Consider the following 21,138-nt stretch of genomic DNA (forward strand, 5'->3'; position numbering starts at 1 on the left):
GTGCGGCGCCCCAGCGCCGCACGCGCACCCACCGCACCCGGACAACGGCACCGCCGCACCCCTTGCCCGCACCGCCGAACTGGCGAGACGGTGCCCTGGTGCGCTTCGCCACGACGATGAGCTGGCAGATCCGCGAGGGCCTCGACCAACACCTGGCGATGGCTCTGTACGTGCGCGACGCCGCCGGCCTGCAGCGCTACGTCGTCACCGAGCCGGACGTCGGCGCCCTGGCACCGGCGGTACCCGCACCCGCAGGAAGCGGTCACCACCTCACGCCCGACGAAGACGACGTCGGCGCCGACGTCGGCGCTGACGTGGACCTCAGCCAGGCCGTGCGCGAGTGGCCGATCTGGTGGGCCCGCGCCCTGCACCAGGTACCACTCACGCAGCCCCCCACGACACCCGAGGAGCTACGAGAAGCAGCACCACCTGCACCACCGGACTGGCACGGACTGCAAGACCTGCCCGCGATGCGCACCCTCGCCGAGCGGCACCACCACGACATCCGGCACTGGCTGCGCGAGATCAAGCACAACGAGATCGAACGCTGCCGCGGCCGGCGCGGCAGCAGCGACCCGCTGCACCTGACCCACTTCGTCAACGCCTACGCACAACGCCTGGGCCGGCGGGTGCGCCCCTTCACCCTGCACCTGCGCCTGCTGCCGCTGCAGCAGCCGGCCGGGTGGGTCCTCGACGAGCAGCAGGTCCTGCTCAGCACCGCCCTGCGCGAAGACGCCGACGCCCTGGAGCGCCTGCTGGAGCCGGTCGTCTCCGCCCTGGCGTGAGCGGGCAGCTGGAGCCACCGTGAGCTGCCGGCACGCACGCACCTGACGCAGGTTGCAGCTCGCCTGCAGCACCCGAGACGGCGCGCAAGACGGTGCGGCAGTCGGATCGGCATGCTGGTCGGGTGCACCCCGAGCTGGAAGCGGCGCTGGTACCGGTCCTGGCCGACCTGCACGCACCCAGCGGGGTGGTACCGACCGTCAGCGATGAGCAGTGGCAGGACTACCCCGGCGCCGCCAGCTGCGTGCTGCACAGCCCCGGCCACTTCGCGCTGGGCGTGTGGATCGCCACCGGGCAGCCCTTCGCCACGCAGGTGGCGGCCCTGGCCGATCAGGTGCAGGAGTTCGCCGTCGAAGCGCTCTGGCTGCTCGGGCGGTCGGCGTCCTGGCCGGCGTGCCCGCACCACCCCGATCGCCACCCGCTGGCCGCGCGCGAGCGCGGGGAGCAAGCGGTGTGGACCTGCCCCGTCCTGCAGGTGGACGTCAGCACGATCGGAGCGCTCAGCGGCACCGGCCCCCGCGAGCCGTCGGCGCACCGACGCGCGTAGCGCGCAGCGCACGTGGGCACCTCCTGCACGGCGTGGGGGCCGGGCGGTGTCCTCAGGAGCGCACCGGGCGCTGCGGATGCTGGTGCCGCGTCCGCAGCCGCACCTGCCGGTAGGCGTGCACCACGCTCCACACGCTTAGCGCTGCGACCACGAGTAGCACCCACAGCGGCATCCCGGAGGCGGGGAAGAGGTAGGCCAGGGGCAGCAGGTGCAGCCACGCCGCGGCCATGACGCAGTCCACGATGACCAGCGCGCCGTGCCGAGGGGGCGCCAAGGCATGTCGACGACCACGCCGCCGGAGGGCGGCCTCGGCTGAGGCGGCCTCGGCCGGGTAGAGCTCAGCAGTCGTAAACCCAGGGGGCCCCGGGTGGGGCCGGGATGCCGCGGTGAGCTGCCCGTCGCCGGGGAGGCCGGGTCGCCCGGGTGCGGTGCGGAGGCGCCACCGGGCGACGGGGAGAACCTGGTGTTGCCGGGTAGCCGCGGGGGCGGCACAGGGGCACGCCAGTGCGGGGAGCAGGAAGCCTCGGGAGAGCTCGCCTGTCTGTGGCTAGGCAGGCGGGGACTCCGAAGCGGCTAGCAGTGCGCAAGCGCGGGCAGAGCGGAACTACCTGAGTAGGCTTCCCAATCGGCCTACGCGAATATCTGGGGCTCATCACGGCGTGTCCCACCCGAATGAACGCGATCTTGCTGGCACGGTGTGCGCCATGCCGGCAGCCAGCAGCGTGCGCATGGACGCGCAGACGTGGACCGAGACGTGGTCCCCGCGCCGGCCGCTGGCCACCGACGACCTGACGAGGGGCTGCTGGCGCCAGAGCCGCGACGACGCCCTGGCGCGGCGCTACCTGGAGCACTCCCCCAAGGCGCTGCTGTCGATGCTGGTCATCGACGTCGACCACGACGACACCGTCCTGCGGGCCCTGACCAAGCCGATGACCCACCCGATGCCCTCCTGGATCGCGGAGAGCCCGACCGGGCGCGGGCACGTCGGCTGGGTGCTGAAGACCCCCGTGGTGCGCACCGACGCCGCCCGCCTGGAGCCGATGCGCTACGCCGCCAAGGTCGAAGAGGGCCTTCGCCGCTCCCTGGACGGCGACGTCGGCTACGCCGGGCTGCTGACGAAGAACCCCGTGCACACCGACTGGGTGACCACCTGGGGCACCGGGCACCTGTACGAGCTCGACGAGCTGGCCAAGGGCCTGGGCGAGCTGATGCCGCGCACCCTGCCCCGCCGGGCCGTGGACTCCAGCGGCTTCGGGCGCAACGTCACCCTCTTCAACCGGCTGCGGCTGTGGGCCTACCGCGCCCGGCGCCGCTACGAGGACCGGCTGGAGTGGGAGGAGGTCGTCGCGGCCTTCGCCGCCAACGTCAACCCTGAGTTCGCCGTGCCCCTGCCGGCGCAGGAGGTCGCCCAGACCGCGCAGTCCGTTGCACGATGGGTCTGGCGCCGCTCCTTCGACGACGCCGGCTTCCGCGCAGTGCAGGCCCAGCGCGGCAGCAACGGCGGCAAGAAGGGTGGACGGGCCAACACGCCGGCGCAGCAGGAAGCTCGTCGGCGTACGGTCCGCAAGGCTCAGGATGCACGGCGGAAGGTGACGGCAGCGCAGATGGCAGAGGACCTGCTGTGAGCGCCCAGCAACCCGGGCGCCGGAAGATGACCGCACGCGAGGCGGCCGAGAAGTACGGCGTCTCCCCCCGCACGGTGCGCCGGCTGGTGGCCGAGCCGCGCCAGGACTTCCTAGACCGTGCCTCCGCCCGCCGGGCCCAGGCGGTGCAGCTACGTACTTCTGGCGCCTCCTACGTGGAGATCGCCGAGGCGATGGGCTGCTCCACCGGCACCGTGGGTCGGCTGCTGCACGACGCACGTCGCTACGGCGAGATGCCTGAGCCGGCGCCAGAGCAGCCCAAGGAGCAGGTCGCCTCCTGAGGACGCCGAGCGTTCTCGTGCTCGATCCCTCTTCCTCGGCATGCCTGCTTACATGTCAGCATGCAGGCATGTATACATGCCTGCATGCTGACTGTGGCCTTCACCAACCAGAAGGGCGGGGTGGGTAAGACCTCCACCGTCGTGGGCATCGCCGCTGCCTTGCAGCGGCAGGGGCGGCGGGTGCTGTGTGTGGACCTGGACCCTCAGGCCGACCTGACGCAGTGGCTGGGTCTGGACCCGCTGGCCGACGTGCGCAACGTCAACGACGTCATCTACGCCGACAGCCGCGGCATCGCCACCGAAGCCATCCAGCCCTCCGCGTGGGGCGAGGGCATCGACGTCATCGGCTCCACCTTGGACTTGGCCGAGCGTGAGACGGACCTGAGCCCAGGCAGCGAGTTCCGTCTGGCCAAGGCCCTGGACGGCCTGGCCGGCTACGACGCGGTTCTGATCGACTGCCCCCCCAGCATCGGCCGGCTGGTCGTGCTCGGCTTCGTCGCCGCCACTCACGTCGTGGTGGTCACCGAGCCGTCCGCGGCCAGCCTGCGCGGGGTGGAGAACGTGCTGCGCACCCGTGACGTGGTCGCCGAGCACTACAACCGGCGCCTGCAGCTGGCCGGCATCGTGATCAACCACCAGTCCCGCACCAACGAGTCGGCGCTGCGCGTGGCCGAGGTCGCCGAGGCGTACGGCGCTGACGTGTGGGAGCCGTACGTGCCCGCCCGTGCAGTGGTGGCTGCCGCTATGGGAGCGGCCGCCTCGGTCGCCGACTACGGCGCCGATGCCAAGGCAGTCACCGAGGTCTACGACGCCTTGGCCCAGCGGGTGCTGGACCTGCGTGTGCTGGAGGTGCAGGCCTGATGCCCAAGCCCGCCCCCAAGGGCGCACTGCGCAAGGCACCCAGCGGCCCACACCCGATCGCGCCGTCCACTGTGCGCCCGGCCGAGTCGGCCACGCCCGAGGCCGTCAGCACCGACGAGGCCACCAGTACGACACCTGTTCTCGCAGCAGTGGCGAGGACGGAACAGGCACCGGTGGAAGCCGAGCGGCTCAGCTCTAACCAAGCAAGCAACGAGCAGGGCGACGCGGGACCCAGTAGTGCTGTCCGGGCCGCCTCGCTGCCGATGTTCAGCGTGCGGATGGACCCCGCTCTGCGTCGGCAGGTCAAGCAGTGGGCCGCCGAGCACGAGGTATCCCTACAGGCCCTGACCGCTGCTGCGTTGCACGAGTACATGGAGCGCCACAGCGGCTGACTTGTCGGCAAGCTGACATGCATACATGTATGCATGTCAGCTTCCCGACTTCCCCTCAGCAGTCGACGTCGACTTCTTCATCACCGCAGCGCCTGCTGTAACGCTCTGCGGGCGGCCACGATGTGATCACCGGGCCCGGGGGGCTCGCGTCGTGGTCCGGGGGGATCTGCGGTGGCGAGACGGGCTCAGGGGGGATCGCGGTGTCGCGTCTGGTGGCCTGGGGGATGGGTCACCGGACGCCGCACCGGGCCCGGCCCGCGGCTGCTGCGGTCTGCCTGCTGCTTCTGACGCCTGTTTCGGACCGCTGCCTTCTGACGGCTGCCTTCTGACTGCTGTGGCCTGCTCGGATGCCGCCTCGTGCCGACTGCAGGGCTACGGGGGTGCGGGGCTGCGCTCACCACCAGCGGGTGCCGTGCACGGCCGGGTGCGGGCAACTGCCGGTACGGGCTTGCTCGAGCAGCTGCTCGACGTCCAGGTTCCCGGCGCTTCCTTCGGCCTGCCAGCCACCTCGCCCGCCCTGCACGGCGCCGTGCGGGGTGTCCACGTGCGCGAAGGCGCCGGTGATGACGTCCAGGACGGCGTCGTCGAGCTGATCGAGCAGGACGGTGGAGCCGTCGTCGCAGGCATCGCACCCGCACACCGGCACGTGGGTCAGCAGCACGGCGGGCTCGCCGGCACCCAGGGCGACGGCGTTGTCCTTAAGCCCGTCGAAGCCGTGCACGTCGATCAGCAGCGGCAGCGCGCCGGGCTGGTGCGGGCGCAGGCGGTGCGTGCGGGTGGGCGCGTGGGCGGGGGAGTGGGCCTGGGACGCGCCCTGGCGCCAGGCCGAGGCGGCCGCGGTGGGCTCGATCGCCTCCACCTCGGCCAGGTCCAGCTCGCTCAGGGCTTGGGTCCAGGCCTGGGTGCGGGCAGCCAGGATGCGGTACTTGCCGGGGTCCAGGCAGCGCGAGTACTCGGCCGCATCGATCTCCCGGTCGATGTCGGGGTGTGGGTCGGGCCAGCCGGGGGTGCCGGCGCCGGTGACGGCGAAGGCGGCCTGAAGCGCGGTGCGGATGCTCTCTTCGTCCACACCGGTGACCGTAGGGCGCCGCTGCTGCGGGGGCAGCGCCTCGAGGCGGTCTGCGGCAGGCGGTCTGCGGCAGGTGGTCTCTGGGAGGCGGTCTGCGGCAGGTGCTCACCGGCGCTGGAGACGACGAAACCCCGGCGGCCGTGGGCCACTCCGGGGTTGCGCTGGAGATTATCCCAAAATCGCGGCTGGATGTCAAGCAGCGCTACGTATGGGGCACCCCTGCTCGACGACTCTCGGGGCCTGCGCAACGCCCCCGCTGGCGTCCCAGGAGCGACCGGTTCCGAGGTGTCGAACAGGGCTGGGCCAGTGATGGAGCCAGGCAGGTGCAGGCGCCCAGGGGATGACGTGCATCGAGGGCTACTCACGGCGCCGTGACGGCAGGTGACTTCAGCGCCGTGGCTACGGTGGATCGATGGGAGCACTGCAACCGTGGCACATCTTCGCCCTCTCCATGATCCTTCTGGTGGTCATCGTGGCGGTCGTTGCCCTGGTGCTGGTCCGCGGCAGACGCAGGTGACCCACTCGCACTGAGGGTCGATTCGCCGGTCCAGCAGCCGGCGTGCCCAGCGCCCCGCGCTGGTGGCCTGACTTGATGATCACGGTGTGAGGAGGGGTCGTGACCCGGCGAGCTTCGTACGCACGCGAGGTGCTGGTCTACACGGTCGTGGCGGTCGTGGCGGTCGGCCTCTCGTACGCCACCGGCCACGACTGGATGCCGGGCTTGCCCATCGGGGTCCTGCTGGGTCTAGGAGCCGTCACCGTCCTGTCGCTGCGGGACAAGCGACGAGCTGAGCAGTCCTCGGGCGCCCGGCGGCAGTGAGCATCTGCAGCCGCGTTGATGTCAGGCGGCAAGCCGTCTCAGAAGCGACGGCGCCCTCAAGGCAATGCGACTGCGCGGTCCTCCCTTAGTGGGGGACCTACCGATCGGGTCGCTGCCGGGTGATGATCGTTGGGTGCGGCGGTTGCGGGCGGATCGGGTCTTCGAGCTGTCGTCGGGGTTGTGGGTGGTGGACCGGGTGCACCCGGTCGCGGTCGTGGTGGACCCCGACGACGGGCGGGTGCGGCAGGTGCTGTCCTGGGGGCAGGAGCCGGCACCGCAGCAGCTGGGCGCCTTCCGGCGGATGATCGCCGCTGACGACGGCCTGTGGGTGCAGGAGAACGGGCAGGGCGGTCCTTTGCTGCGCGTGGGGCCGGACGGTGTGCAGCACGCGACGTGGACGAAGACGTCGCTGCTGGCCGCTGCCGGACCCGGCGGGGCGTGGTGCGCGAGGCCGCCCGAGCCCCCGCAACGCATCGGGCCCGGTGACCCGGAGCCGGAGAAGCCTTACGAGTGGGACGAGCTGCTGCACGTGGCGTCCGACGGCACGTGCGCGCCGGTGCGGACCGACGCCCGGGTCGGGGAGGTGTACGCCACGCACCAGGCGGCCTGGGTGCGGGTCGAACGCGCGCCCTGGACGCCGGAGCCCACCGGCTTCCCGCAGAAGTCCTGGGTGCGCTGGAGCAGCCGGTGGCTGCGCCTGCCGTGGGGGCAGCGGCCACCGGCGAAGGTCTCGGCCGCTGACGCGCCCGCACAGGCACCGGAGGTGGTGCAGGCCGCGGTCGACCTCCTCGACGGCCCTGTGGACGCTGCCGCCTCGCCCGAGGCGGTGAGGCAGCGAGAGCGCGTGGCGTTCGATGTGACGCGGGGGTACGCGCCGTTGCGCACCGGGTCCTGGCCGTGGCGCGTGCACCGGCCCGGCGGGACGAGCGTCCTGCGCGATCGGCGGGTACCCGGTGGGCGGGAGGTGCCGCTGGCCGCGCTGGAGGACGTCGACATCAGCGCCGGGTGCTGGCCCAGGGTGCCGCGGCCGGTGGAGACCGACTCGTACCTGCAGCGGGTGCTGGCCGAGTTCGCGAGCTTGAGCGCTTCGCGGCTGGGGCTGGGCGGTGCGCACGGCCTGGACGGCGGCGACCTCGTGCGTGGCCGCCTGGTGGGCCGGTGGCCCGATACACAGCTGGAGTGGACCTTCGGGCACACCTCACGGCCGGGTCTGGTGCTTCGCCGGCGGGTCGAGCTGTTCGACGAGGTGGGGCGCAAGGCGTATCCCGAGTACGCCGACATCGGGCTGATGGAGGACCTGACCACTGACCGGATCCCGCCCGCGGAGCAGGCCCGCGACGGTGTCCTGGACATATGAGCTGCGCCCCTGTGCGCCAGGTCCTCGCCTCACGGCCCGGCGCGACGCCGACGAGCTGGTCGTGGACCTCGACGCCGCCGGTGGGTGAGGAGCCCGGCGCGTGCGCGTATCGCTCAGCTCAGCGGGTCAGCCGTGCCCGGATCGCGGGGCTGACGTCCACGTCGTGCGGCAGCGCCGCCAGCTCGCCCGCCTCGATGGGCACTCCCTGCGCCCGGGCGATGCCCGCCAGGTGGGCCCAGTGCAGCGCCGCTTCCTCCTCGCGGGAGCGTCCCTCGGGCGGCTCGTCGGGTCCGACGACCGTGCGCGCGGTCTCCGCCAGACCCTCCAGCGACTCGTAGGACCAGATGCCGCTGGGGCCGCTGGTGGACCAGCCCCGGTCGTCGAGCAGCGTCAGCCGCCGCCCGTCGGTGAGCTCCAGCTCGAGCAGCGCCGAGATGGACGAGCGGCGGTCGGTGTTGAACTCCGGTCCCGCCGCCTCGTCGATGTCGATGGAGGTGATCAGTCGCCTGGCATCACTCATGCATGCACCCTCGCGCACGCCACTTCTGCGCGGGACCGGGTGCGGGGCCGGGCACCGGTCAGTGGCCTTGGAGGTTCTCCACAACGGTGTCTCGCGTCCCACAGCCGACCGTTTCTGGGACGGCACGGGGCAGGGGCCGCAGGGCCGCGACACGCCGTCTCACAACTCGTGCCCGAAACGGGCGTCTCACCAGCGGCCGGTCGGTGCCTTCTGAGACGGTCCCGGCTGTGCCCGCCCACACGCCCGCCTCCTCACCCGCGCGCTCGACCGGCTCGCAGACCGGTCAACGCCCCGGTCACCTGCTCGGCTACGCCCGCGTCTCGACCACCGCGCAGGACCCCGCCCTGCAGCACGACGCCCTGAGCGCTGCCGGTTGTTACCGGGTCTGGACCGACACCGCCTCCGGCGCCCTGGCCGCCCGCCCCGCCCTGGACGACGTCCTGGCCCGCCTGGGTCCCGGTGACGTCCTGGTCGTCTGGCGCCTGGACCGTCTGGCCCGCTCCCTGCGCCACCTGCTGCAGCTCATCGACGACCTCGACAGCAGGGGAGTGGGCTTTCGCTCACTGACGGAGTCCATCGACACCACCACCGCCACCGGCCGCCTGGTTCTGCACCTGTTCGGCGCGTTGGGCGAGTTCGAGCGCGACCTGCTGCGAGAGCGCACCGCCGCAGGGCTCGAGGCCGCCGCAGCCCGCGGCCGGCGCGGAGGACGGCCGGCGCTGATGACCCCCACAAAGTTGGCCGCCGCCCAGAGCCTATTGGTCGCTGGGCGCACTACGCGCGAGGCCGCCGAAGCCGTGGGCGTCTCCCGCGCCACGCTCTACCGCGCGCTAGGTGCATGCTGAGACATGACCTGACTGAGCGCAGTCCGTTGTAAACGATCGGGAGGCTGCATGGGCTAGTCCCGCCCGCTTGATGGCAGCACCAGTTGCATTTTGCCAAGAATAGTATATTTTTTGCATGTCGGGAGGATTAGACAGTGGACACATTGGCCTTCTTCAACCATAAAGGTGGAGTCGGAAAAACAACCCTTGTTTTCAATGTCGGTCTTGCACTTGCTAGCCAGGGGAGAAAAGTAGTATTTTTAGATCTTGACGCTCAAGCTAACTTGACTAGCGTTGCGTTGCCTGAAAGAGAACTAGAAGAAACATTTTCTGGTGGCGGGACTGTTTACGAAGCACTGCGCCCCTTGATAGTTGGAACCGGCGACTTTAAAGATGTCTCCTTGGTTCAATTGCGCGAGACCGCCTGGTTGCTTCCAGGCCACATCCGTTTGAGCGAATTTGAAGAAATCAGCCCGCAAGCATGGACAGAAGCAGTAGCAGGAAATGCCCGTGGATTCCTAATCAGTACAGCAATCCGCCGACTAGCCATGCAGTGCGGTCAAAGCGTTAATGCCGACTATGTTTTGATTGATCTTGGCCCAAATGTGGGCGCCCTTAATCGAACTGCTCTACTTGCGGCAGATGGATTTGTCATTCCACTGGCTCCCGACCTGTTTTCCCTAGCAGCACTTCCAAGTGTAGGCAGAAGCACGGCCCTTTGGGTCGAAGAGTGGCGAGCAGCAAAAGCCGCATCCGAAAGACGTGGGCTTGAGCTAGGATTTGAAATTCCCTTAGGAGAACCTTCTCCACTAGGGTACATATCGCAGCAGTTTGCCGTATACAGGGAAGCCCCTGCCGCAGCCTTTCGCCGCTGGATAGATCGAATCCCCGGAGCTTACTCGGAAGGCGTTATATCTCCACTTCAATCGGTTGGCGTAAAGCTCCCTTCCAGGACCGGGAAAATAGGCGAGGTGCGCAATCTTTCAAGCTTGGCCCCCATGGCACAAAGGGCAAACCAAGCAATTTTTGAACTGAGTGGATCAGAAGCTAGAGGTTCTCAGTTTACTAGGGCAAGAGATACTAGACAGCTATTTGTTGACCTTGCCACAGAAATCGCAGAACGCCTAGCGGAGGTTAAGTGAACACTTATGACCATATACCTCGACACCAATGTTTTGCCGCGCAAAGGCCCACTTCGGTCCGCTGCCCTTGACGCACTCTTGCGTATTGCGCAGCAGCGTAGGCAGGTAGTTGCCATTCCAGAAATAGTAGTGCACGAGTCAGTAAATGCTCGATACGAAAGTGTCCTGAATGAAGTTGAGAAACTGCGAAAGGCCGTTTCTGAAGCATCAAGTTTTTTTGATGTGGATCCCGTCTACCTCCCTGAGCCAGAGGAAGTGGCAACCAACTGGGAGGAAACTCTTAGACATACCTTTGAGGTCATCCCCGATGCACCCGATCATGCACTTGAAGCTCTTCGACGTGAAGCTAGGAGAGTCCGCCCCGCAAGTAAGGGTAAAGGTGCGCGAGACTCGCTAATTTGGCTGACCGTACTGCGCCACGCGAAAGATTCAAAAGGCACCCACCATTTTGTTTCTTCGAACACCAACGACTTTCAAGGTCTTAAAGATCTGCTGCATGATGACCTCGCCACTGAAGCGCGTCAGCAAGGAGTTGACCTAGAGTACTCAAGCACTACAGAGACCCTGCTAGCGCGGCTAGCTGATCAAGCTAACTACACAATCTCTCGAGATGATGCACTCAACGAAGAGCATCGGGGTCAAGTCTTCTTTGAACTATTTTCTGGACCTTGGGTCGACAATCTACTTGAAGCCCATGGCGGTAGTGCCTCAGGAGCAAATACTCTAATAAAGCTCAAATCCGTAAAAACCCATCGCTCCTACCAAGTCGAGGAGACACTTCTAGCTTCTGGTACTACAGTTTGGACTGTTTCCCTAGAAGGATTTGAAGATCAATTAGAAGTCGCTATCTCTGTAGATGCATGGTTTGTCTTTGAAGCCGGCGCTTTGGAAAAGGTCGAACTTCGAAGCGTGCGCTCCACGTGAAGCTCAATTGAAGAATTGAGTTCACTCGCCTTGCGCTCAGCTTCATTCAACTCACAGGTATTCCACTGGGTCACTGCTCGCCAACGTTGGAAGCCTCACCTCAGGCAGAAGATCGCTGACCGCTGGTAGTGCTGTCGGCGAGGAGGGTGAGCAGGTCAGCCTCGGTCAGGACTTCGATGCGCTGACCAGCGGCACGGGCCTTGGCCGCCTTGCCGGCCTTGGCGGTAGTGAAGTCCTGCGGGTCGTCGCCGGTGAACCCGTCGCCGATGACGAGGAAGGTGGTGCGCTTGGTGACCCCCTTGTCCGGTGTGGCGCCCAGGGCTGCCACTGCCTGCCACATCTGCGCCCGTGAGCGGCTGAGGGCACCGGTGAAGACGACGACCTGCCCGTAGAGAGGGTGGCCGGGGTCAGCGTCAGGGTTGGCCTCGGGAGGCACCATCGCAGCGCCCCCGGCACCGCTAGCTTGGCTGCGGCAGCCCTGCCAGGCGTCCGCGTCCAAGCGCCCCAGGCCCACCACGAGACGACGCGCCAGGTCGTGTAGGTCACTGGCTTGGTTGCGGGCGCCAAGGGCGAGGGTGATCTGCGCGGCGGCGGCAGCATCGGCTCCGGCCTCGTGGTGATCGGTCAGGTCGATGCCCAGCTCAGCGGCGACAAGAGGAAGCCGGTAGCTGATCAGGTCCAAGCTGGCGCGGGACATCACCAGCGAGCATCCGTACGTCCAGCTCGGCCAGCGCCGCTCCTCGACGTCACAGGCTTCCCGTACAGCGCCGATGTCGAAGCCGGCGTTGTGAGCGACCACGGGAAGGTCACCGATGACGTCGATGGCATCCGCCAGCCGCTCATGGAAGGTGGGTTGGTCGGCGACGTCGTCGGGTCTGATGCCGTGCAAGTAGATGTTGAAGCCGTCGAAGAAGTCCAGGCCGCTCGGTGGTCGACACAGCCACGAGTGCCGCTCTGTCACTTGGCCGTCGCGTACGACGGCCAGACCAACGGCGCAGATGGAGCCGCGGCGGTGGTTGGCGGTCTCCACATCGAGGGCGGTGAAGTCCATGCCGAACTCCTTGTGCAGGTGCGGGGCGGTCAGAGGTCCAGCACGGCGGCGTAGACGTCCCGATGACGGGCCATCCACGACGGCGGCAGCGGGCGCGGCACCTTGCCCTGGGGCTCGTGCAGGTACTTCCGGCGCACTCGGGCGGCTTCAGTGTCACTCCACAGCTCCACCAGCGACTGCAGGAGGTAGGCCTTGCCCAACGCTTCGGCTGCTGCAGCCGCCTCCGTCGCGGGCGGACGGCGCTTGTGGGCCTCGAGCAGATCCTGCAGCGCTGTGGAGGTCGCCTGGGGCACTTCGCGCTTGTAGCTCAAGGGCGCCGCGGCCTTCTTCGTCGTAGCCCGGTAGTCGGTGATCGCCTGCTCCAGGTGAGCCCGCTCCTGGCTGACTTCGCCTGTGGCGGTACTCAGGTCCAGTCGCTGGTTCCAGTAGACGTCCGGTAGAGCAACACCAGCGCGGGAGGCAAGGGCTTGCAACAGCGCCGCGTCCTCACCCATCTCGCCGACACCGGCCACGACGCGACGCTCGGCGACGCTGAGCATCTGCGCGGCGAATGCAGCCGTCACGTCGTCGAGGTCGAAGACCCAGGCACCACCGCGGTAGCCGGTGGCTGACAACTGCCAGATGGCGACAGGACCAGGAGCTCCAGGTGCTGGATGCCCGAAGACCACGTAGCCCTTAGCGCCCGCGACCAGGTCGCTAGCAGGCAGGCCGTCTGCTGCATCGTCGGCCACCACTTGCTCATCGACACTCACGGGCGAAGTCACGTTGTCACCGTAACCAGCGTCGCTGGCGACACAGGGTGAACCGTCGAAGTGACGGTCAACCGCTCCCCCCATAGCCTCCGCACGTCAACAACGCCTGCCCCATGACGCACTGCGCGACTGCGCGGCTACCCGTCAGGCCACCTTGTCGTGGAGTACGGCTCAGCGACCGCGGCTGTCATCGCGTCCGGCACCACCAGAGCGGTCGCCGCCCGTGCGGTTCGGTCTTGCCTGCGCGGCCTGCACCGCTCGCGCGGCTGCCGTGACCGCCCGTGTCGCTGCCTGCGTGCTCTGCTCCGCGGACCCGGTACGCGCACGGCCCGACGTGCGGCCCTGACCGGGCGCGGGCCCGAAGGAGGCCTCATGCAGCCGGCGGACCTGCTCCAGGTGCGCCTCCTCACGCGCCCGCGCGGTGATCGCTACACCGGCCTGCTCCCCACCGCGCCGGCGGTGCGCCCACCACGCGTTGTCGCCCTGCACGCGGGCGGCGACCACCCGCGGCAGCGCATCCAGCCGCTGCGTCTGCTGCTGCGCGACCGCGTCGGCCTGCGCCTGCTCCACCCGCCGCTCGTGCCGGGCGCGGGACTCCAGCGCCCGCTTGGGCACCTGCACCTGCGGCGCCGCCACCGGCGTCTCGAGCACCGGCGCGACCTTGCTCCACGACAGGGCCCGGTCCAGCTGCGAGGCGCGGAACCACACCGCCTCCCCTTGCGCGTCGACGTGCCCGGGCAGGGTGAAGGAGTACCCGCTGACCCGCCCGTTCGCGGCGGTATTGGCCCGGTAGCCGACACCCGCGCGGTCGAGTGCGGCCTCGAACCCCTCCCGGCCTGCACCTGCTGCGGCGTCCACGGCGGCGCGCACCCGCTCGGCCAGCTGCACCCGCTCCGGAGCGGCCCCGGTGCGCTGCCCGCGCCGCCACTCCCCGGCACTGAGCTGGTGATCGGCGGTGCGCTGCGTGTCCTTGCTCGACACCCTCGGTGCGACGGTGAGCCCGTACAGCTGCTCCAGCTGCGTGCACGCCGCCTGCGCCGCCCGGTAGTCCTGCCGCGCGTGCCAGACCCGCCCGTCGAAGCCCACCCGCGAGACCGCGACGTGCACGTGGTCGGCGCCGTGGCGCACCACCACCCACGGCTGCGTCGCACGCTGCTCCCACGGCACGTCCGAGCCGATGGCGTCCACGAAGCCCATCGCCTCGGCGAACACCGCCGCCGCCTCCGCCCACTCCTCATCCGAAAGCACCCGGTCCCCCGGTGCGCAGCGCAGCGAGGCGTGCCAGATCGGACGGGTGATCTCCGGCCTCGTGCGCGCCGCGTCGGTGAGGATCCACGCCCACGTGGTGCCGTCCCGGCTGCCGTCCAGGCACACGTTGCCGCCGATGACCGCACCACCGGAGCGCCCGGCGTACACGTGCTCCTCCTTCGTGCCCGGCCCGTGCAGGTACGCGGCCAGATCCCCGGCCCGCTCCCCCCGAGTGATCTTCGCGATCACCGCGCACCACCACCCGCACCACCGTCGGTGATCCACGGGTTCACCGGCTGCTGCCCCGGGCGCTGCACGGGCCGATCCCCCGGCCCCGGCGCATGTGAGGGCGCGCTCGAGGGTGCACCGGACGGTGCGCTCAACGGCGTCCCGAACGGCGCACTCGACGTCGTCGGCGCCACCCGCCGCGGCGCCCGTTTTCCCTTCGCCGCCGCGGCCACCGCAGCCCCCCTCGACGCCGTCTTCGCCGCCGCCTTCGCCGTCGCCGACGTGCCGGCACCAGCCCTCGAAGCAGCAGCCGAGGCACCTGCTCCCGCCACCCGCTGCTGCACCAGCGTCATCACCGCGCGCACCTCCACCACCGCCGCCCGCAGCTGCGCCAGCACCCCCGACTGCACCCCGTGCACGTGCACCGCGTGCACCGCCTGGTTCAAGTTGTTCGCCACCCGCGAGAGCTCACCGCGCAGCACCGACGAACGCGCCAGCACCTCCGCCAGCTCCATGTCCACGCCCACACCCGCACCACCCGCCGCGTCACCCGGCGTGTCACCTCGCGTGCTCTTCGCGCGCCCACCCCGAGCGCGCACCGCACCCGCATCCACACCCTGATCCAGCCGCGCGTTCACCTCATCGCGCACCCACGACCCCAACCGACCCCGCCCCGCTGCAGCCGCCGCCTCCTCCCACGCCGCGTGCTCCTCCGGGCTCAACCGCACCGCCACCGTGCGCGTGCGCTCCGCTGTCATCGGAACCTCCTTTTTCTGCCGGTGAGTGTGTGGTGCAGCGCCCCAAGCGCTGCACCGCGCGGTGCCGTTTCCCGGCGCCCCTGGCGCCGGCCCTGCCCTTCGCCCGGCGCCCCCAGCGCCGGGCGTGCTGCGCGAACGAAGTGAGCCAGCACACCGGCTCGCCCCCCAGGGCGAGCCCTGCCAGCGAGCGAAGCGAGCGGGCAGCGAGGTGGCTAGCCGTGAAGCGCCAGCGTAACGCTAGTCATACCTCGCATCCCGAACACCTGAGTCTACCGGCGCGGGTTCTTCCGGCGCGCCCTGCGCGCCGGGGCAGCCCGCAGGGCTGCAGGTCGTGCGGCGCCGGGGCGCCGCACGCGCACCCACCAGGGTGCTGCCCTGAGGTGGTGGCCGGGCGCGTCAGGGCGCTCGTCGCGCCCAGCGCGACGGCGCCCCAGCGGCCGGCCGACACGCAACCGGCTACCACCGAAGCCACGCCGCGGCCGCTGTGGTCGCCGCAGTCGCCGCAGCCGCCGCAGCCGGTGGCGCACCGCCATGCGACCAGGCTGCCCGAACGCCGCTCCGCTGGATTAAGACGCACCGCTTCCCGTCGCGCCCAGCGCGACGGCGCAGCCCGCAGGGCTGCCCCGGTGCAGCGCGCCAGCGCTGCAGGCGCGACCCAGCAGATGAGCACCGCCAGGACCCTGCACTGCGCCGATCGGCACGGGCGCCTTTCCGGACCCGACCGGGCACGCCAGGCCCTAGCTACGCTGGCGCACATGAGCCTGAGCGCTGCGCGTCTAGGGGTCCCGGTGGACACCTGGACCTCCGCGACAGCCGGCGTGGGCGAACGCATCGAAGTCGTCGACGGGGAGCTCGTGGTCAAGAAGGTCGGCGGCAACCCCCACCACCGCATCGCCCAGCGCCTGGCGCTGGAGTTCGAAGACCAGTGGCCCGACACCTACGCCGCCGCCCCCGGCAACTGGGCGATCACCCTGGCCCCCGACGGCACCGTCCTGACCGGGCGCATCCCCGACGTCCTGGTCAACGGCCCGGCCCTGAACGCGGACTCGGTGTGCACCGAGCTGCCCCGCGCCGCGGTGGAGGTGTGGTCACCGGGCAACACCCTGGCGGAGATGAACGAGAAGCGCTCCGAGTACCTCAAGGCCCACCTGCCGGTGCTGCTTGAGGCGTACCTGACCGCCGAGCAGCAAGTGCACCTGGAGTGGCTGGTCAACAACGGCGCCACCTGGCGCACCGCCGGCACCGCCGTGGGCGAGACACCCTTGGACATCCCCGCCAGCGAGGTGCACCCCGCCTTCACCGTCGTGCCCAACGACCTGCTCGGCCGCGGCCGCTCCTGACCCACCACCAGCACCACCAGCAGGACCCCCGCCGCGCCCCGCACTCCCACACACCGGGCGCCAGTGACCGGCCGGTCACGGCCGGGCCCGGCTACGGTCGAAGACGTGAGCGATCCCGTGGGCAGCAGCATGGGCAGCGTCTTTGGCAGTCCGGTCAGCGATGAGCGCTTCGAGGCCATCTGGAACCGCGCCTGCCAGCCGCAGCTGACCACTGCACCCGACTACGACGGCGACGCCGCGCTGCACCTGGTGCTCACCTTCCACGGCATGGTCATGAACGCCGGCCTGCTCGGCACCCTGGATGCCTACGACGACGAGCTGAACTACCCCCTGCCCTGGGTGCTGCAGGCCTACCGCGCCCTGGCCCTGCCCATCACCGCCGCCCTCATCGAGCAGGCTCAGCGTGAGCACCAGCAGCTGGTCGCCGAGCTGACCGTCTTGCCCGAGCAGCAGGCCGCGGCCCGCTGGGACGAGGCCGAGGCGCGCATCGACGCCACCTACACCATCGACGACGCAGCCCTGGCCCGCGCCGCACGCTCACTGATCAACGAGGCCCCGCACACCTTCGCGCCCCTGCCCTGAGCATCACCCGGCACTGCAGTGCGCAGTCCCGCCGGCGCGCACCGCCAGCGACGCACCGCCAGCCACCGCGCCCCACGGCTGAGCAGCTCAGTCCGCGGGCAGCTCGTAGCGGGCGGTGCGCTGCTGACCCCAGGCGAGGGGCGTCTCGCACACCCAGTCCTCCAGCTGGTGCGCCAGCTGCGCGGCGACCTCCGCTTCCGTCGGCGGAGCCTGCGCAGCCTCACACGCGCCCGCCGGGTCGCTCTCGTGCCACGGCGAGGGCAGCCACTGCTCGTAGCGCTGCCCCGGCACGTCGATGCGCACCCACACGTCACCGACCTCGCCGTCCACGCCCCAGTGCACGCTGAGCGCTTCCAGCTCTTGCGGTGCCAGCAGGCTGCGCACCACCGGCTCGACCACCCGCCGGCGCAAGACGGCCAGCCGCTCGTCGGTCGCGTCGGTGACCGGGCCCGGGCGCGGCGAGCTCTGACTCGGCAGCGGCACGGTGTTCACCTCCACCCGCAGCCAGGACCGGTACGGCCCCGGTGCCGCGGCGTCGTGCCGGTCCGCAGGGCAGGAGGGGCAGGGAGACTCGCTCACCTGCCCAGGGTGCTCTCCGGAGCGCCACCTGGCTCGACCCGGCTGAGCCTGGTGTGGGCGAGGTGGAGGAGCTGGTGGGGCTGAATAGCAGCGTGGTCGGCAGGAGGGCACGCCAGTGCGCGCGGACAAGCAGCTTGCGGGGGACTCGCCTGTGTGTGGCTGGGTGCGCAGGAGGGGCCGTGAGGGGGCCCGGAAACCGGCCGGAGCGGAACTACCTGATTTGGCTACCGACTCCTGGTCGCCCCACCCGAAGAAAATTGGCGTGCGGTCGGCGTGTCCGGACAGTGCCGAGGGATCTTGCTGCCACGGTTGCCGCCATGCCAGGCAAGGCCAGCGCTGCTCCTCGCGCGCAGCCCAGCGACCAGCTCAGCGCGCCTGCCGGCGCGCAGCTGGACGCGCCACTGGGCACGGGGCTGGACGCGCGCCTGGATGCGCAGGGGTGGACCGCTGCGTGGTCCCCGCGACGTCCCCTGGCCACCGACGACCTCACCCGTGGCTGCTGGCGCCAAAGCCGTCCTGATGCCCTGGCCCGCCGCTACCTGGAGCACTCCCCCAAGGCGCTGCTGTCCATGCTCGTCGTCGACGTCGACCACCCCGACACCCTGCTGCGGGCCATCAGCCGCCCCCTGGAGCACCCCGAGCCGTCCTGGGTCGCCGAGGGCGTCAGCGGCCGCGGGCACGTCGGCTGGGTGCTCTCCTCTCCCGTGTGCCGCACCGACGCTGCCCGCACCGCCCCCCTGGCCCTGGCCGCCCGCGTGCAAGAAGGCCTTCGCCGGGCCCTGGACGGCGACGCCGGCTACGCCGGGCTGCTGACGAAGAACCCCACCCACGAAAGCTGGCACCCCTACTGGGGCCGAGCGCGCCCCTACGAGCTCGGCGAGCTCGCCGAGGGCCTGGGCACCCTGCTGCCGCGCTCCTTGCCCAAGCACGCCCGCGAGCAGAGCGGCCTGGGCCGCAACCACCACCTCTTCGAGGCGCTGCGCACCTGGGCGTACCGGGCGCGCTACCGCTACGACGACCGTCAGGAGTGGGAGCAGACCGTCACCGCGGTGGCGATCAACATCAACACCGAGTTCGCCGTGCCCCTGCCGCAGCCCGAGGTCGGGCACACCGCGCAGTCCGTGGCCCGCTGGGTCTGGCGCAACTTCTCGCGCGAGGGCCTGGTGCGCATCCAGAGCGCCCGCGGGCACAAGCGCGCCGCCCAGCCCAGCGCCGCCCAGGCCCGCGCCAAGGGAGCGGCCACCACCAACCGCCTCAGTGAGCCGGCCGTGCAGGACGGCCGCCGGCGCGGCGGCCAGGCCAGCACCCCGGCGCAGCTAGAGGCACGCCGCCGCAACGCTGCTAAGGCATCCTTGGCGAGGAAGGTGGACCGGGCGGCGATCCTTGGGGAGGTCCTGTGAGCGCTGAGACTCCACAGCGGCGGAAGCTGACCGCCCGTGAGGCCGCCGAGAAGTTTGGCGTGCACCCGCGCACCATCCGCCGGATCGTGGCCGAGCCGCGTGAGGACTTCCTGGCCCGCGCCAAGGCCCGCCGTGACCGGGCCGTGGAGCTGCGCGCCCAGGGCCTGAAGCACCGCGAGATCGCCATGGAGATGGACGTGCCCATCGGCACCGTCGGCCGTCTGCTGCACGAAGCCAAGAAGCTGGCCGGCTCCCGGGAAGACGAGCACACCCAGGAGCCGGCCGCCTCGTAGAGCGCTCAGTCCCGGCTAGGCAGCCCACGGTTGCGTCGGCCGGTCAGCTGCTGTGCCTCAGCATGGGCCTGCTCGATCAGCAGGGGCAGCCCGCCGTTGTCGACCTCGGCCCGCAGTCGCCTCAGCGCCAAGCGCACCCGGCCCTCTAGGTCCTGCACCACGTCCGGGTGGTGCCCGGCTTGGTGGCCACCTTCTTGAAGTTGGACTCATACCAGGGCGTTGTGGACGCCGAACTTAACCGACGCTTGGGAGCACTGGCGCCGCCCGGAACCCGGTCTGGCGACGGTGGCCGCTCCCCCGCCGTCGAGTTCGTAGAAGGCCGGGCCGCTGGCGGTGGTGCTGGTGCGCCACGGCGGGTGGCTTCCGCTGCCACACGAGCTAGCCGCGGCGTGGCGGGCCGCTGAGGAGCAGGAACCCCCACCAACAGGTTCTGATGAGGTGCTGGGGTTCCCGACGTCCCGGGGCGTCGGGAACCCCAGGGTGCGCGTCAGGCAGGCGCGGGCGGGTCCGTCTGCCGCCACGTCGGCAGCGGCACACCGAGCAGGTGCAGCCCGACCCCCGCCGGGAGCAGCATGAGGGCCGGGTCAGCCAGCGGGTGGTGCCAAATCAGCAGCGGCACTAGGAGAATGAGCAACACGCCGAGCGCGCCCTTGGCGGTTCTGGCGGTCATGGCGTAGGTTCGTGACACGGAACGTTCCATGGGGTCCAGTTAGCCTCTCGATCGTTCTGGATTCGCAGTGACTAGGCCGCGAGCGATGGCGGAGTTCCAGGAGTTACCGCTCCAGGAGCCAGAGCGTTCGCGGCTTCGTCATGCCCAGGGTTAGGTCCTGGGTAGATCAGACACTACCCCTAGGGGGCGACATCGCAAGGCACCACAACATGGTGTGTCACACGCGTGTGATTTCCCCAGGCTGTGGATGCGGTGGACAACCACTCCGCCCGAGTTCCTGACCTGCACCGTTGCGGCGGGAAGGCATGGGCGGCCTGAGGAAGATCAACTCAGAGTAGTTGAAAACTACTCTGTGCCACCTCGGCGTGTCGTGCCTGACGCGCGGCAAACCCCCTGCGCCGAGGTTTCTCGTCCGACGTCAACAGCCTGTTGGCGCACAGTGGTGGACGTGAACCAGCGCACCGCCGTGGCCTCCTGGTGGGCCGAGGCAGACCAGGCCACCCGCCGCCGGGCGCTGCGCCTGCGCGGTGATGAACCCCTCCCCGAGGACATGGCCGTGGACCTGGGGATGCACGGTGTCACCGTCGCGCCGCTGGATCGCTCCCCCGTGGACGGGCGCCCCGTCGGGTACGTGCCACCGCGGGTGCTGCTGGAGTTCCTGGAGGACGTGCGCGGGCGGTCCTGAACTGGCGCCTCAGCGCGCCAGGTCAGCTGACGCGGCGGGCCAGGGCGTTAGCACCACCGACGCCGGCGGCCTGTGCTGTGGACCGGCCGTTCGGGGCGTGGCGACGCAGGGTGGCCGTCAGGTCGGCTCGGTGCCCGCACAGCACGCACGCGGCCATCAGCGGCTGGGCGTTGAACATCCGGTCCAGCTCAACCCGCGCCCGGCGCACGTCGTGCTCGCCGTGCAGGTGCTGGTGGCGCGGGTTGGTCGGGTCCGGGGCCTCCACTCCCCCACCGTGGCGGCTGGCACCGACACCAGCACATGGGACGTCGCACGCGCGGTGTCGGTGGCCGCTGCCACAGCGCGGCACGCACCGGCCGGGGCGGCTGGTGGGGAAGACCAGCCGCCCC

Annotated in this window: 26 protein-coding genes; 16 read left to right on the top strand and 10 right to left on the bottom strand. The window is 70.0% G+C overall.

Annotated features, from left to right (window positions below):
• Together ACRYR8_RS17415 and ACRYR8_RS17420 are read left to right on the top strand one after the other, a co-directional pair.
• The coding region (locus ACRYR8_RS17415) for a hypothetical protein (RefSeq protein WP_432485829.1) at positions 1-785 on the top strand (785 nt) is incomplete at its 5' end.
• Positions 786-907: 122 nt separating this feature from the next.
• The gene (locus ACRYR8_RS17420; protein WP_432485689.1) at positions 908-1,330 is read left to right on the top strand and encodes a hypothetical protein; all 423 of its coding nucleotides are present in this window, start codon (positions 908-910) and stop codon (positions 1,328-1,330) included.
• 52 nt (positions 1,331-1,382) lie between these two features.
• On the opposite strand, the gene ACRYR8_RS17425 is transcribed toward ACRYR8_RS17420, so the two are convergent.
• Entirely contained in the window at positions 1,383-1,604 is a 222-nt protein-coding gene (locus tag ACRYR8_RS17425; RefSeq protein ID WP_432485690.1) for a hypothetical protein, read from the bottom strand.
• A gap of 430 nt (positions 1,605-2,034) precedes the next feature.
• Here ACRYR8_RS17425 and ACRYR8_RS17430 point away from each other — a divergent pair, with 430 nt between their 5' ends.
• The 4 genes from ACRYR8_RS17430 to ACRYR8_RS17445 all read left to right on the top strand — a co-directional run bounded on the left by ACRYR8_RS17430 (position 2,035) and on the right by ACRYR8_RS17445 (position 4,507).
• Entirely contained in the window at positions 2,035-2,955 is a 921-nt protein-coding gene (locus ACRYR8_RS17430) for a replication initiation protein (RefSeq protein WP_432485691.1), read from the top strand.
• Positions 2,952-3,254: a helix-turn-helix domain-containing protein gene (locus ACRYR8_RS17435; RefSeq protein ID WP_432485692.1), complete on the top strand. Its 303-nt coding sequence runs from the start codon at positions 2,952-2,954 to the stop codon at positions 3,252-3,254. The genes ACRYR8_RS17430 and ACRYR8_RS17435 overlap by 4 nt, the downstream gene beginning before the upstream one ends.
• An 84-nt stretch (positions 3,255-3,338) precedes the next feature.
• Entirely contained in the window at positions 3,339-4,115 is a 777-nt protein-coding gene (locus ACRYR8_RS17440) for a ParA family protein (protein WP_432485693.1), read from the top strand.
• Complete coding sequence (locus ACRYR8_RS17445; protein WP_432485694.1) at positions 4,115-4,507, top strand: hypothetical protein; 393 nt, start codon at positions 4,115-4,117, stop codon at positions 4,505-4,507. Before ACRYR8_RS17440 ends, ACRYR8_RS17445 begins: the two co-directional genes overlap by 1 nt.
• Positions 4,508-4,901: 394 nt before the next feature.
• On the opposite strand, the gene ACRYR8_RS17450 is transcribed toward ACRYR8_RS17445, so the two are convergent.
• Entirely contained in the window at positions 4,902-5,576 is a 675-nt protein-coding gene (locus ACRYR8_RS17450) for a DUF6226 family protein (protein WP_432485695.1), read from the bottom strand.
• Positions 5,577-6,192: 616 nt separating this feature from the next.
• On the opposite strand from ACRYR8_RS17450, the gene ACRYR8_RS17455 reads away from it, so the two are divergent.
• The gene (locus tag ACRYR8_RS17455) at positions 6,193-6,396 is read left to right on the top strand and encodes a hypothetical protein (RefSeq protein ID WP_432485696.1); all 204 of its coding nucleotides are present in this window, start codon (positions 6,193-6,195) and stop codon (positions 6,394-6,396) included.
• Positions 6,397-6,538: 142 nt separating this feature from the next.
• Entirely contained in the window at positions 6,539-7,753 is a 1,215-nt protein-coding gene (locus ACRYR8_RS17460; protein WP_432485833.1) for a hypothetical protein, read from the top strand.
• Positions 7,754-7,871: 118 nt separating this feature from the next.
• Here the strand turns inward: ACRYR8_RS17460 and ACRYR8_RS17465 are convergent, their stop codons facing one another.
• Positions 7,872-8,273 (bottom strand): hypothetical protein, encoded by a 402-nt coding sequence (locus ACRYR8_RS17465; protein WP_432485698.1) that lies wholly within the window; start codon positions 8,271-8,273, stop codon positions 7,872-7,874.
• A 299-nt stretch (positions 8,274-8,572) separates the two neighbouring features.
• Here ACRYR8_RS17465 and ACRYR8_RS17470 point away from each other — a divergent pair, with 299 nt between their 5' ends.
• The 3 genes from ACRYR8_RS17470 (at position 8,573) to ACRYR8_RS17480 (ending at position 11,163) form a co-directional block, all read left to right on the top strand.
• A complete protein-coding gene (locus tag ACRYR8_RS17470; protein ID WP_432485713.1) occupies positions 8,573-9,118 on the top strand; it encodes a recombinase family protein in 546 nt (181 codons plus the stop codon).
• Between the two features lie 134 nt (positions 9,119-9,252).
• The gene (locus ACRYR8_RS17475) at positions 9,253-10,239 is read left to right on the top strand and encodes a ParA family protein (RefSeq protein ID WP_432485699.1); all 987 of its coding nucleotides are present in this window, start codon (positions 9,253-9,255) and stop codon (positions 10,237-10,239) included.
• Positions 10,240-10,245: 6 nt separating this feature from the next.
• Entirely contained in the window at positions 10,246-11,163 is a 918-nt protein-coding gene (locus ACRYR8_RS17480; RefSeq protein WP_432485700.1) for a PIN domain-containing protein, read from the top strand.
• Positions 11,164-11,263: 100 nt separating this feature from the next.
• Here ACRYR8_RS17480 and ACRYR8_RS17485 read toward each other — a convergent pair whose 3' ends face one another.
• The 4 genes from ACRYR8_RS17485 to mobC all read right to left on the bottom strand — a co-directional run bounded on the left by ACRYR8_RS17485 (position 11,264) and on the right by mobC (position 14,963).
• The gene (locus ACRYR8_RS17485) at positions 11,264-12,214 is read right to left on the bottom strand and encodes an exonuclease domain-containing protein (RefSeq protein WP_432485701.1); all 951 of its coding nucleotides are present in this window, start codon (positions 12,212-12,214) and stop codon (positions 11,264-11,266) included.
• A gap of 29 nt (positions 12,215-12,243) precedes the next feature.
• Positions 12,244-12,978 carry a DUF6218 family protein gene (locus tag ACRYR8_RS17490; protein ID WP_432485702.1) on the bottom strand — a complete coding sequence of 245 codons (735 nt, stop codon included), beginning with the start codon at positions 12,976-12,978 and terminating at the stop codon, positions 12,244-12,246.
• A 159-nt stretch (positions 12,979-13,137) separates the two neighbouring features.
• A complete protein-coding gene (locus tag ACRYR8_RS17495; RefSeq protein ID WP_432485703.1) occupies positions 13,138-14,463 on the bottom strand; it encodes a relaxase/mobilization nuclease domain-containing protein in 1,326 nt (441 codons plus the stop codon).
• On the bottom strand, positions 14,460-14,963 hold the full coding sequence (mobC, locus tag ACRYR8_RS17500) for a plasmid mobilization relaxosome protein MobC (protein WP_432485837.1): 504 nt from the start codon (positions 14,961-14,963) through the stop codon (positions 14,460-14,462). Before mobC ends, ACRYR8_RS17495 begins: the two co-directional genes overlap by 4 nt.
• 992 nt (positions 14,964-15,955) lie before the next feature.
• On the opposite strand from mobC, the gene ACRYR8_RS17505 reads away from it, so the two are divergent.
• Together ACRYR8_RS17505 and ACRYR8_RS17510 are read left to right on the top strand one after the other, a co-directional pair.
• Positions 15,956-16,540: a Uma2 family endonuclease gene (locus tag ACRYR8_RS17505; protein ID WP_432485705.1), complete on the top strand. Its 585-nt coding sequence runs from the start codon at positions 15,956-15,958 to the stop codon at positions 16,538-16,540.
• 105 nt (positions 16,541-16,645) lie between these two features.
• Positions 16,646-17,122: a DMP19 family protein gene (locus ACRYR8_RS17510; protein ID WP_432485706.1), complete on the top strand. Its 477-nt coding sequence runs from the start codon at positions 16,646-16,648 to the stop codon at positions 17,120-17,122.
• 87 nt (positions 17,123-17,209) lie between these two features.
• Here the strand turns inward: ACRYR8_RS17510 and ACRYR8_RS17515 are convergent, their stop codons facing one another.
• A complete protein-coding gene (locus ACRYR8_RS17515) occupies positions 17,210-17,701 on the bottom strand; it encodes a hypothetical protein (protein WP_432485707.1) in 492 nt (163 codons plus the stop codon).
• A 317-nt stretch (positions 17,702-18,018) separates the two neighbouring features.
• Here ACRYR8_RS17515 and ACRYR8_RS17520 point away from each other — a divergent pair, with 317 nt between their 5' ends.
• Together ACRYR8_RS17520 and ACRYR8_RS17525 are read left to right on the top strand one after the other, a co-directional pair.
• Entirely contained in the window at positions 18,019-19,101 is a 1,083-nt protein-coding gene (locus tag ACRYR8_RS17520; protein ID WP_432485708.1) for a replication initiation protein, read from the top strand.
• Positions 19,098-19,394 (top strand): sigma factor-like helix-turn-helix DNA-binding protein, encoded by a 297-nt coding sequence (locus ACRYR8_RS17525; RefSeq protein ID WP_432485840.1) that lies wholly within the window; start codon positions 19,098-19,100, stop codon positions 19,392-19,394. Before ACRYR8_RS17520 ends, ACRYR8_RS17525 begins: the two co-directional genes overlap by 4 nt.
• 487 nt (positions 19,395-19,881) lie before the next feature.
• Here the strand turns inward: ACRYR8_RS17525 and ACRYR8_RS17530 are convergent, their stop codons facing one another.
• The gene (locus ACRYR8_RS17530) at positions 19,882-20,094 is read right to left on the bottom strand and encodes a hypothetical protein (protein WP_432485842.1); all 213 of its coding nucleotides are present in this window, start codon (positions 20,092-20,094) and stop codon (positions 19,882-19,884) included.
• Positions 20,095-20,512: 418 nt separating this feature from the next.
• Here ACRYR8_RS17530 and ACRYR8_RS17535 point away from each other — a divergent pair, with 418 nt between their 5' ends.
• Entirely contained in the window at positions 20,513-20,749 is a 237-nt protein-coding gene (locus tag ACRYR8_RS17535; protein WP_432485711.1) for a hypothetical protein, read from the top strand.
• Positions 20,750-20,771: 22 nt separating this feature from the next.
• Here ACRYR8_RS17535 and ACRYR8_RS17540 read toward each other — a convergent pair whose 3' ends face one another.
• Complete coding sequence (locus tag ACRYR8_RS17540) at positions 20,772-21,014, bottom strand: hypothetical protein (protein ID WP_432485712.1); 243 nt, start codon at positions 21,012-21,014, stop codon at positions 20,772-20,774.
• Between the last annotated feature and the right edge of the window lie 124 nt (positions 21,015-21,138).

The organism is Kineococcus esterisolvens (assembly GCF_050871405.1).
Lineage (GTDB): Bacteria > Actinomycetota > Actinomycetes > Actinomycetales > Kineococcaceae > Kineococcus.